The sequence below is a fragment of the Pseudomonas sp. FG1 genome (genome assembly GCF_034313875.1).
Lineage (GTDB): Bacteria > Pseudomonadota > Gammaproteobacteria > Pseudomonadales > Pseudomonadaceae > Aquipseudomonas > Aquipseudomonas veronii.
Map to the genome: position 1 here is coordinate 5172915 of NZ_JAVIWP010000001.1, position 11588 is coordinate 5184502.

The 11588-nt window shown below is 61.8% G+C and carries 7 protein-coding genes; 3 read left to right on the forward strand and 4 right to left on the reverse strand.

Annotation, left to right across the window (positions count from 1 at the left end):
* Position 1 precedes the first annotated feature (1 nt).
* From RGV59_RS23535 to RGV59_RS23545, 3 genes are read right to left on the reverse strand one after another with little or no spacing between them, the layout of a single operon-like run.
* On the reverse strand, positions 2–3775 hold the full coding sequence (locus RGV59_RS23535; protein ID WP_017849324.1) for a nitrate reductase subunit alpha: 3774 nt from the start codon (positions 3773–3775) through the stop codon (positions 2–4).
* A gap of 57 nt (positions 3776–3832) precedes the next feature.
* Positions 3833–5230 (reverse strand): NarK family nitrate/nitrite MFS transporter, encoded by a 1398-nt coding sequence (locus RGV59_RS23540; RefSeq protein WP_046489190.1) that lies wholly within the window; start codon positions 5228–5230, stop codon positions 3833–3835.
* A gap of 2 nt (positions 5231–5232) precedes the next feature.
* Entirely contained in the window at positions 5233–6489 is a 1257-nt protein-coding gene (locus RGV59_RS23545) for an MFS transporter (RefSeq protein ID WP_032804979.1), read from the reverse strand.
* A gap of 311 nt (positions 6490–6800) precedes the next feature.
* On the opposite strand from RGV59_RS23545, the gene RGV59_RS23550 reads away from it, so the two are divergent.
* From RGV59_RS23550 to RGV59_RS23560, 3 genes are all read left to right on the forward strand, one after another.
* On the forward strand, positions 6801–8603 hold the full coding sequence (locus RGV59_RS23550; RefSeq protein WP_126587235.1) for a HAMP domain-containing protein: 1803 nt from the start codon (positions 6801–6803) through the stop codon (positions 8601–8603).
* Positions 8600–9247, forward strand: a complete 648-nt coding sequence (gene narL / locus RGV59_RS23555; RefSeq protein ID WP_017849328.1) for a two-component system response regulator NarL — start codon at positions 8600–8602, stop codon at positions 9245–9247. The genes RGV59_RS23550 and narL overlap by 4 nt, the downstream gene beginning before the upstream one ends.
* A gap of 1109 nt (positions 9248–10356) precedes the next feature.
* A complete protein-coding gene (locus tag RGV59_RS23560; RefSeq protein WP_046383082.1) occupies positions 10357–11037 on the forward strand; it encodes a Crp/Fnr family transcriptional regulator in 681 nt (226 codons plus the stop codon).
* Between the two features lie 13 nt (positions 11038–11050).
* Here RGV59_RS23560 and RGV59_RS23565 read toward each other — a convergent pair whose 3' ends face one another.
* A complete protein-coding gene (locus RGV59_RS23565; protein ID WP_017849330.1) occupies positions 11051–11566 on the reverse strand; it encodes a nitrous oxide reductase accessory protein NosL in 516 nt (171 codons plus the stop codon).
* Between the last annotated feature and the right edge of the window lie 22 nt (positions 11567–11588).

Consider the following 11588-nt stretch of genomic DNA (forward strand, 5'->3'; position numbering starts at 1 on the left):
CTCAGTTCTCCTCGATATCAGTCGGCAATGGGCGCGGCAAGTCATCGCCGGTGGAACCATCGAGCCAGTCGACCTTGGCCATTTTGCGCACTACGACAAACTCGTCGCGGTTGCAACCGACCGTGCCGTAGTAGTTGAAACCGTAGGCTTGCTGGGCATAGCCGCCGATCATGTGGGTCGGTTTGAGCACCACGCGGGTCACCGAGTTGTGGTGGCCGCCGCGGGTCTTGGTGGTTTCCGAACCCGGCACGTTCACGATGCGTTCCTGAGCGTGGTACATCATCACCATGCCTTCCTTGACGCGCTGGCTGACCACCGCACGGGCGGTCAGTGCGCCGTTGACGTTGAAGCACTCGATCCAGTCGTTGTCCTCGATCCCGGCGCGCTTGGCGTCGATCTCCGAGAGCCACACAATCGGCCCGCCGCGGCTCAAGGTGAGCATCAGCAAGTTGTCGCTGTAGGTGCTGTGGATGCCCCACTTCTGGTGCGGAGTGATCCAGTTCAGCACGATCTCGGTTTCGCCATTGCTGCGCTTGCCCTTCACGCCTTCGATGGTCTTGGTGTTGACCGGTGGCCGGTAGCTCATCAACTGCTCGCCGAACGCCTGCATCCACGGGTGATCCTGGTAGAACTGCTGGCGGCCGGTGATGGTGCGCCATGGGATGTTTTCATGGACGTTGGTGTAGCCGGCGTTGTAGCTCACGTGTTCGTCTTCCAGGCCGGACCAGGTCGGGCTGGAGATGATCTTGCGCGGCTGCGCCTGGATATCGCGGAAGCGGATCGCTTCATGGGCCTTGGAAATCGCCAGGTGGCTGTGGTCGATGCCGGTGAATTCCGACAGCGCGGCCCAGGCTTTCAAGGCCACCTTGCCGTTGGTTTCCGGGGCCAGGGACAGGATCACCTCGGCGGCATCGATAGCCGTGTCGATTTTTGGCCGGCCATGGCTGATCCCGGCATCGTTTTCGTGATGGTTCAGTTCGCCGAGGAACTCGACTTCTTCATCAGTGTTCCAGTTGATGCCCTTGCCGCCGTTGCCGAGTTTTTCCAGCATCGGGCCCAGCGAGGAGAACTGTTTGTAGATGTTCGGGTAGTCGCGTTCCACCACTGCGATGTTCGGCGCGTTCTTGCCGGGTACCGGGGCCACGCGTGCGCTTTTCCAGTCGGTGCCGCCAAACGGTTGGGCCAGTTCGCCGACGCTGTCGTGCATCAGCGGTACGGTGACCAGGTCTTGTTCCACACCCAGGTGACCGACCGACATGGCCGAGAACGCCTTGGCGATGCCTTTGTAGATTTCCCAATCGGAACGCGATTCCCACGCCGGGTCGATAGCCGCCGACAACGGGTGGATGAACGGGTGCATGTCCGAGGTGTTCATGTCGTCTTTTTCGTACCAGGTGGCGGTCGGCAAGACGATGTCGGAATACACGCAGGTGGAGGACATGCGGAAGTCCAGCGTGGTCACCAGATCGAGCTTGCCGATGGCGCCGTCCTCGACCCATTCGGCCTCGGTGGGCTTGCATTCGGTGCTGTGGCCGATGTCTTCGTTCATCACGCCGTTCTTGGTGCCCAACAGGTACTTGAGCATGTACTCATGGCCCTTGCCCGACGAACCGAGCAGGTTGGAGCGCCAGATGAACATGTTGCGCGGGAAGTTCACCGGGCTGTCCGGCTGTTCGCAGGCAAAACGCAGGCTGCCGTCCTGCCAGGATTTGACCACGTAGTCTTTCGGCGTCATGCCGGCTGCGGCGGCCTCACGGCAGATGTGCAGCGGGTTGGTGTTGAGCTGCGGCGCGCTGGGCAACCAGCCGGCGCGTTCGGCGCGGATGTTGTAGTCCAGGGCGTGTTCGGGGAACTGCGACTTGTCGGCCAGAGGCGAGAGCACATCGTGCATGCTCATTTTTTCGTGGCGCCATTGCGAGCTGTGGCCGTAGAAGAAGCTGGTGCCGTTCATCTGGCGCGGTGGGCGGTTCCAGTCCAGGCCGAAGGCCAGGGGCAGCCAGCCGCACTGCGGGCGCAGTTTTTCCTGGCCGACGTAGTGGGCCCAGCCGCCGCCGGTCTGGCCGACGCAACCGCAGAGCATGAGCATGTTGATCAGCCCGCGGTAGTTCATGTCCATGTGGTACCAGTGATTCATCGCCGCGCCGACGATGATCATTGAGCGACCCTTGGTCTTGTCGGCGTTGTCGGCGAACTCACGGGCGATCTGGATGGCTTTCTCACGGCTGACGCCGGTGATCGCTTCCTGCCACGCCGGGGTGCCCGGCACGCTGGCGTCGTCGTAGTCCTTGGCCACGTTGTGGCCGCCCAGGCCACGGTCGATGGCCAGGTTGGCCGCCGACAGGTCGAACACGGTCGCCACCTTGGCCACGCTGCCGTCGGCCAGGGTCACGTTGTGGACCGGCACGCGGCGGTACTGCACCGCCTCGCCAGCGACGTGCTGGAAATGCTCCTGGACTTCGCCGGCGAAGTACGGGAACGCCACTTCGGCGACGTCGTCACCGATCAGGCTGAGTTTCAGGTCGATCGCGCGGCCTTCACCGCCCTCTTTGGCGAGGATGTTCCACTTGCCCTTCTCGCCCCAGCGATAGCCGATGGAGCCTTGCGGCGAGACCAGTTCACCGCTCTCGTCGAGGGCGATGGTTTTCCATTCCGGGTTGTTGTCCTGGCCGAGGTTGCCGGTGAGGTCGGAGGCGCGCAGGAAGCGGTCCGGCTGGAAGCCTGCGCCGGGAGCGAAACCGGTCATCGGCTTGAGCATCACCAGCACCGGCAAGTCGGTGAAGCGCTTGGCGTAGTCGGTGAAGTAGGCGCTCGGCTTGTCCAGGTGAAATTCTTTGAAGATCACATGGTTGAAAGCCTGGGCCAACGCGGCGTCGGTGCCCTGCTTAGGGTTCAGCCACAGGTCGGTGAGCTTGGCCACTTCCGAATAGTCGGGGGTGATCGCCACGGTCTTGGTGCCCTTGTAGCGCACCTCGGTGAAGAAGTGCGCGTCCGGGGTACGGGTCTGCGGGACGTTGGAACCCCAGGCGATGATGTAGTTGGAGTTGTACCAGTCGGCCGATTCCGGCACGTCGGTCTGCTCGCCCCACACCATCGGCGAGGCCGGTGGCAGGTCGCAGTACCAGTCGTAGAAGCTCAGGCACACGCCGCCGATCAGCGACAGGTAACGCGAACCCGCCGCGTAGCTGACCATCGACATGGCCGGGATCGGCGAGAAGCCGACGATGCGGTCCGGGCCGTATTGTTTGATGGTGTAGACGTTGGAGGCGGCGATGATTTCATTCACCTCCTCCCAGTTCGAGCGAATGAAACCGCCCATGCCGCGCTTGCTCTTGTAGGAGTCGGCCTTGGCCTTGTCCTCGACAATGCTCGCCCAGGCTTCCACCGGCGCCAGGGTCTGGCGCGCTTCACGCCACAGCTTGAGCAGCGGCTTGCGGATCTTCGGGTACTTGAGCCGGTTGGCGCTGTAGATGTACCAGCTGTAGCTCGCACCGCGCGGGCAGCCACGGGGTTCGTGGTTGGGCAGGTCGTTGCGGGTGCGCGGGTAGTCGGTCTGCTGGGTTTCCCAGGTGATCAGGCCGTTCTTCACGTAGATCTTCCACGAGCAGGAGCCGGTGCAGTTCACGCCGTGGGTGGAACGCACGATCTTGTCGTACTGCCAGCGCGAACGGTAGACGTTTTCCCAGTCGCGGGACTCTTTACGGGTCTCGCCGTGGCCGTCGGAAAATTCGTTTTGTTTGCGGTTGAAGAACCGCAGTTGATCCAACAAATGACTCATGGTGCTTTCCTCATCAGGCGTGCTGCGGGGTGCGTTGCCCCGCGAATTCAGGTCGGACTAGCAGGGGGTGGCGCAACCTTTGCGGGCATACCACCACCAGGTCACGACAATGCAGCTCAGGTAGAAACCGACAAACATGTAGAAGGCCATCGCCGGGCTACCGGTGGCGGCCATGGAGGTGCCGAAGGACTTGGGAATGAAGAACGCACCGAAGGCGCCCATGGCCGAACTGAACCCCAGTACGGCGGCGGATTCCTTGCCGGCATTCTTGATGGCCTGCTCGCGCTCGGCGGCGGATTTACCGGCGCTGGCTTTCTCGTGCTGGGTGCGGAAGATCACCGGGATCATGCGGAAGGTGGAGCCGTTGCCCACGCCTGTGGTGATGAACAGCAACATGAACAGGCCGAGGAAGCCGTAGAAGTTGCCGCCCTGGCCGTTCTGCGGCAGGAAGTGCAGCACGCCGAATACCATCACGATCATCAGCACGAAGTTCCACAGGGTCACTCGCGCGCCACCCAGTTTGTCCGCCAGCCAGCCGCCCAGTGGGCGCACCAGGGCGCCGACCAGCGGGCCGAGGAAGGCGAACTTCAACGCCACCACGTCCGGAAACGAGGTTTTGATCAGCAGCGGGAACGCCGCCGAAAAGCCGATGAACGAACCGAAGGTCGCCAGGTACAACCAGCACATAAGCCAGTTGTGCTTGCGTTTGAAGATCACCGCCTGCTCGCTGAACGAAGCGCGGGCGCTGGACAGGTCATTCATGCCGAACCAGGCCGCCACGGTGACGGTGAGGATGAACGGCACCCAGATGAACCCGGCGTTCTGCAGCCACAGCTGGCTACCGTCGGGCAGGGTTTGCGCTTGCCCGCCGACCATGCCGAACACCCCGAAGGTGATCACCAGCGGCACGCAAAACTGCATCACCGACACGCCCAGGTTACCGAGGCCGGCGTTCAGGCCCAGGGCCGTGCCTTGCTGCGCCTTGGGGTAGAAGAAGCTGATGTTGGACATGCTGGAGGCGAAGTTGCCGCCGCCAAAGCCGCACAACAAGGCGATCAGCACGAACACGCTGTAAGGGGTGTTGGGGTCTTGCACCGCGAAGCCCATCCACAGCGCCGGCAGCAACAGCGACGCGGTGCTCAGGGCAGTCCAGCGACGCCCGCCGAAGATCGGCACCATGAACGAATAGAACACCCGCAAGGTCGCGCCGGACAGGCCGGGCAACGCCGCCAGCCAGAACAGCTGGTCGGTGGTGAAGCTGAAGCCGATGGCGTTGAGGCGCACGATCACCGTGCTCCACACCATCCACACGGCGAAGGCCAGCAGCAGCGCGGGAATCGAGATCCACAGGTTGCGGGTAGCGGTCTTTTTGCCGCTGGCCCCCCAGAACGCGGGGTCCTCGGGGCGCCAGTCGTGAATCACCGGGCCCGAATCGGGCTTTTGCGCGATGGACATGTTCATTCTCCTTGGAGACGTTGGGCGGTGTTGCCCAGCAGCGGTTGTTTGCGGATTTCGCTGAGGTACATCCAGGTCAGGGACACCCAGACCACGCCGTACATCAACATGAAGCAGGACGAGCGCACGCCGGTGAGGTCCACCAGGGCGCCAAACAGAATCGGCAGCACAAAGCCCCCCAGGCCACCGGCCAGGCCGACGATGCCGGACACCGCGCCCATGTTCTGCGGGTAGTCATTGGCGATGTACTTGAACACCGAGGCTTTGCCGAACGCGAAGGCGATGCCCATCACGAACAGCAGCACGGTGAACAGGGTGGGGTTGAGGCCGATGTGCAAATCCAGGGGACCGTTGACGGTCTGCACCTGCAATTGGGTCTGCGGGTAGCTGAGCAGGAACAGGCAGACCCAGCTCACCCACAACACCCACCAGGTCACGCTCTGGGCGCCCCAGCGGTCGGACATCCAACCGCCGACTGCGCGCAGCACACCGCCGGGCAGGGAGAAACAGGCGGCCAGCAGCGCCGCGCTTTGCAGGCTGAAACCGTATTCCTGTACGTAGTACTTGGTCATCCACAAAGCCAGGCCGACGTAGCCGCCGAAGACAATCGAGTAGTACTGGCAGTAGCGCCACACGGCCGGGTCTTTCAGGCACCGCAGTTGCTCGCGCAAGGTGGCGCCGCCGGCACTGCGGTGGGCCTTGTTCTCGCTGGTGAGGAACCAGAACAACAGCGCGGTGATGAACAGGATCGCGCCGAACACCTTGGGCACCAGGTGCCAGGTGCCGAGGGCGATCAGCGCCGGAGCGAGGAACTTGGTGACCGCGGCCCCGGCGTTACCGGCGCCGAACACGCCCATGGCGAAGCCCTGGTTGTCCTTGTCGAACCACTTGGCGACGTAGGCGATGCCCACCGAGAACGAACCACCGGCCAGGCCGACAAACAGGCCCAGCACCAGGAACTGCCAATAAGCGGTGGCGTAGGTGATCAGGTACAGCGGCAGCACGCAGGCCAGCATCAACAGGAAGAACACGATGCGCCCGCCGAAGCGGTCAGTCAGCAAGCCCAGGGGCAGGCGCACCAGGGAACCGGTCAAGACCGGCGTGGCGGCCAGCAGGCCAAACTGGGTTTCGTTGAGTTGCAGCAGCTCTTTGATGGGCACGCCCAACACGGCGAACATCATCCACACCATAAAGCAGACGGTGAAGGCCAGCGTGCTCATGCCCAGCACCAAGCCTTGTCTTATACGGGGTTGAGTCACGGTATGCGCTCCGAAAGGTGATTTCATGAGCGCAGGTTAGGGGCGACACCCCCTTGGAACTTGACGCAGATCAACGTCGGCCAGGTGGGTATAAGGCTATGCTGATCCCATATACCTCTAAGGAGGTAGTTCCTATAACAAGAGAAAGTCTTTATTTATCAATGGATTGATCTCTTGTGCCGGCGTTTTCCCGTGGGAGGGTTTGCCGGCAACTCTTTAGAGGTAGTGCGCCAGGGATCGCCGTTTTCCAGCTCGTTTTTCCTTTTCAGGTGCCGCCATGCAGGCTTTCTCCCCCCTCCGACTACGCCGTGATGTTTAGCTGGCTACGCAGCTCCCTGCCCGCACGCGCCGGCTTGGCTGTGATCCTGATCGCTATCCTGGCCCTTGCCAGTTCCTTGAGTGCGGGGCTGATCGCCTGGTTCAGCCAGGGCGACGCCGCCGCAATCAACACCGCCGGCTCCGTGCGTATGGAGACCTACCACCTCAGCTGGCGGCTCGCCGCCGCCGCGCCGGCCGAAGAGATCGACAGCATCACCCAGAGCCTGCAAGGGCGCCTCGACAGCGACTCGCTCAAGGCGGTGCTGGAAGACGGCCCGAACAGCGCCCTGCTGCAGAGCTACCAACAGATCCAGCAACGCTGGAACGACGAGCTGCGCCCGGCCCTGACGCGCGGTGATACGGCACAGTTCCAGGCCAGCGCGCCGACATTCGTCGAGCAAATGAATCAATTCGTCAGCCTGTTGCAGCAACAGAGCGAACGCAAACAAAGCTGGCAGCAAGGCATCCAGGGCCTGGCGCTGTTCAGCACGTTGATCATCCTGTTGATCGGCCTGTATGAGTTGCAGTACGGCGTGGTCAACCCTTTGCAGGAACTGGTACAGGCCACCCGGCGCTTTCGCGACGGCGATTTCAAGACCCGGGTCAACCACCGCTCCGAAGATGAGCTGGGGCAACTGGCCCTGAGCTTCAACACCATGGCCGAGACCATCGAGGCGTCCCACCGCACCCTGGAAAGCCAGGTGCGCCTCAAGACCCTCAACCTGCAACAAGCCAACGCCGCCCTCGAACTGCTGTACCAGAGCAGCAGCAGCCTGGCCACGCGCCTGGCCAATGCCGAGGGCCTGGACGAATTGATCCGGCGCTTCCAGAAACGCCTGCCGGGGTTGCGCCTGTCGTTGTGCCTGCAAGGCCACTTCCTCGCACCGGCCCAGCAGATGCTCGCCTTGCACGGCGGCGACAGCCGTAACATCTGCGCCATCGGCGATTGCGCGAGCTGCCATAAACACAAAGTGGCGCCGCCGCAGATATTCAGCATCAGCAACCAGGGCTCGGAACTGGGCGAACTCAAGGCCCACTTCGACGATGGCCACCCTCCGCAAGACTGGGAAAAGCAATTGATCCAGGCCCTGGCCAACCTGATCGGCACTTCGCTGTCGCTCAAACGCCAGCGCGAACAGGACCATCGTTTGCTGCTGCTCGACGAGCGCACCATCATCGCCCGGGAACTGCACGACTCCCTGGCGCAGGCGCTGTCGTACATGAAGCTGCAAGTCAGCCGCATGCAAACCCTGATCCGCCGGGGCGAACCCGTGGAAACCCTGGCCACCGTCACCGCCGAACTGCGCGACGGCCTGAACAACGCCTACCGCCAACTGCGCGAGCTGCTGACCACCTTCCGCCTGCAAATCCACGATGCCGGGTTGGTACAGGAGCTATCGGAAACCGCCGAAGAGTTCTCCCGGCGCGGCGAATTCCAGGTCCACCTGCACGTCGACGCCCTCGCCTTCCAATTGTCGGCCAGCGAACAGATCCACTTGCTGCAGATCACCCGCGAAGCCCTGTCCAACTGCCTGCGCCACGCCCATGCGCAAAACGCCTGGCTGCAACTGCGCCAGGAGGGCGAGACCGTGAGCCTGAGCATCGAGGACGACGGCCGTGGCTTTTGCGGCGCCGTCGACCAACGCGAACACCACGGCCTGACCATCATGGACGAACGCGCGCGCAGCCTGCACGGCCAACTCGACATCAGCCCCCGCGAGCCCCAGGGCACGCGGGTGCATTTACGTTTTCAACCGGAATTTCTCGGGCAACCTCTACAAGGTAACCTCCCATGAGCACACTCCCCCGCCACCGCATTTTGCTGGTCGACGATCACCCGATGATGCGCCACGGCATGCGTCAGATACTCGAACTCGAAGACGATCTGCAGGTGGTCGGCGAAGCCGGCAATGGCCAGGAAGCCCTGGACCAGATCGAAACCCTGCAACCGGACCTGGTGCTGCTGGACAACAACATGCCGCAGATGAACGGCCTGGAAACCCTGCGCCGCCTGCGCGCCATGAACTATGCGGGCAAGGTGCTGCTGTTTACCGTGTCCGATGCCGAGGATGACATTCGCGATGCATTGCGCCTGGATGCCAACGGGTATCTGCTTAAAGACATGGAGCCGGAGTTGGTGGTGGAGTTCATCCGTGATGCGTTGCATGGAGCGCTGGTGATCAGCCCCGGGTTGACGCGGGTGCTGGCCCAGGCACTGCGCTCGCCGCAACCCCATGCGGCAGTGGACTTGACGGAGCGAGAACGGCAGGTGCTGCGCACGATTGCCAGTGGCTACAGCAATAAGGTGATCGGGCATAAGTTGGGGATTACCGAAGGGACGGTGAAGGTGCATGTGAAGAATCTGCTGCATAAGTTGGGGTTGCGGTCACGGGTGGAGGCGGCGGTTTGGGCGATGGAGCACTTGCGGCAGGCGGGTTGATGGTTTTTCGGGGGATTGGGTACATATCTGTTTCTTCGGTAGCGGCGGCTGGTGGCTCCGCTCTTACAGTGGGTCATCTTGGAAAACTCCCAAAATAACCAAAGGGCTCTTGCCCCAACACTCGGCACCTCGCTAATGCTCGGGCAAGAGCAAGAGCGAGAGCAAGAGCAAGAACAGATCAAAAGCAGAGCAAGGTCTATCTGATCTATGGAGATCCAAATGTGGGAGGGGCTTGCCCCCGATAGCAGTCTGTCAGCCACTACTTGCATGACTGATTCACCGCCATCGGGGGCAAGCCCCCTCCCACATTTTTGACCGCGTTCGGCTTCCAGGATCAGGTTGGCTATAAGGCCGCGCCTAAGAGCAAGAGCAAATACAGAATGAGGTCTATCTGACCCACGGAGATCCAAATGTGGGAGGGGCTTGCCCCCGATAGCAGTCTGTCAGCCACTACATGCATGACTGCTCCACCGCCATCGGGGGCAAGCCCCCTCCCACATTTTTGACCGCGTTCGGCTTGCAGGATCAGGTTGGCTATAAGGCCGCGCCTAAGAGCAAGAGCAAATACAGAACGAGGTCTATCTGCCCCATGGAGATCCAAATGTGGGAGGGGACTTGCCCCCGATAGCAGTCTGTCAGCCACTACATGCATGACTGATTCACCGCGATCGGGGGTAAGCCCCCTCTCACATTTTTGACCGCGTTCGGCTTCCAGGATCAGGTTGGCTATAAGGCCGCGCCTAAGAGCAAGAGCAAATACAGAATGAGGTCTATCTGACCCATGGAGATCCAAATGTGGGAGGGGGCTTGCCCCCGATAGCAGTGTGTCAGCCACTACTTGCATGACTGATCCACCGCCATCGGGGGCAAGCCCCCTCCCACATTTTTGACCGCGTTCGGCTTGCAGGATCAGGTTGGCTATAAGGCCGCGCCTAAGAGCAAGAGTAAATACAGAATGAGGTCAGATCCACCGCCATCGGGGGCAAGCCCCCTCTCACATTAAGGCCGTCTCTTTAACCCAACCTGACCAAACATGGGAAGAGGTACCCCCTTCGAGGCATATCCCCAAACCCCGGGCCGCCCTACCCTGATGAACCGCGGAGGCCCTTATGCTCACCCATCCCAACATCGTTCTAACCCTGCGCAGGCATCACCTGTTCAGCCGGCTGCCTGAAAAAACCTTCCAGGATGTCTGCACCCTGGCCAGTCTCAAGCGTTTGCCCAATCACACCCCGCTCATGCACCAGGGCGATCCCGCCGATCGGTTCTTCCTGCTGGTCAGCGGCCAGATCAAGCTGCACCGGGTCACTGGCGAAGGTCAGGAGCATCTGGTGGAAGTCATCCGCCCCGGCCAGACGTTTGCCGAAGCGCTGCTGTTCACCCAGGCCAAGGCGTACCCGGTGAGCGGCACCGCGCTCAAGGACAGCGTGCTGGTGAGTATCGAAGGCCAACACTATCGCCGCGCCCTGGAAGACCAACCGGCCATTTGCCTGGCGATTCTGGCGAGCATGAGTATTCACCTGCATCAGCGCCTCCAGGACATCGACACCCTGACCCTGGCCAATGCCAGTCGCCGGGTGATCAATTTCCTGTTCCAGGAGCGCGACGACGTCAGCGGTGAGGTGGTGTTGCAGGTGCCCAAGCGCCTGGTGGCGTCGAAGCTGGGGATTCAGCCGGAGACGTTTTCGAGGATTCTGCATCGGCTGGTGGAAGGCGGGTTGATCGAGGTGCGCCAACGCACCATTCGAATCCTGAACGCAGAACAGTTGATGGGGTATCAAGCCGGTTGATACCCCCTCGCGGTCAATGCCCGCTGTGCATCATCGGCATCGGTTGCTGCAACAACGCCAGGTCGATCTGCTCGAAACGCAACAGCCGACCACCGGTGTCCGCCGCGACTTTCTGCGCTTTGGCCTCATCGGCAAACGAAGCCAGTACCACGCCCATGGCGCCCTTGAGCCCGGTGCCGATCACGTAGTACGCGGTGCGGGCGTCGATCAGGTGCTTGTCGTCCGGTGCATTCCATTGGCTGCGGCCCATGTCGTGTACGTACAGCTTCGCGTCGTCGTGCCGGTTTTCCGGTTGCAGCCACCAGCCGAGCATTTCGGCGGTAGAACAGAATTTCTTCACCCCGCCCCGCTCCACCACTTGGCCCTTGGGCCCGGGGAATTCGTTGATCACCATACCGCACACGTGGCACTCGTCGTTGGGATGAAACGCCACCGGCGCGTCACTGAAGCTCGACTCCGGCGCCTTGTCGCAGGCGCTCATCAACAAGCCGACCAGCAAGGCCGCCACTACCCGTGTCTTGAAACCCATTTCACTCACTCCAGCAGTCATA

What these genes read in the sequence shown, in the direction of transcription:
- narL (WP_017849328.1), top strand. Translation starts at nt 8,600, where the DNA reads ATGAGCACACTCCCCCGCCACCGCATTTTGCTGGTCGACGATCACCCG.
- RGV59_RS23565 (WP_017849330.1), bottom strand. Translation starts at nt 11,566, where the DNA reads ATGGGTTTCAAGACACGGGTAGTGGCGGCCTTGCTGGTCGGCTTGTTG.
- RGV59_RS23535 (WP_017849324.1), bottom strand. Translation starts at nt 3,775, where the DNA reads ATGAGTCATTTGTTGGATCAACTGCGGTTCTTCAACCGCAAACAAAAC.
- RGV59_RS23540 (WP_046489190.1), bottom strand. Translation starts at nt 5,230, where the DNA reads ATGTCCATCGCGCAAAAGCCCGATTCGGGCCCGGTGATTCACGACTGG.
- RGV59_RS23560 (WP_046383082.1), top strand. Translation starts at nt 10,357, where the DNA reads ATGCTCACCCATCCCAACATCGTTCTAACCCTGCGCAGGCATCACCTG.
- RGV59_RS23550 (WP_126587235.1), top strand. Translation starts at nt 6,801, where the DNA reads ATGTTTAGCTGGCTACGCAGCTCCCTGCCCGCACGCGCCGGCTTGGCT.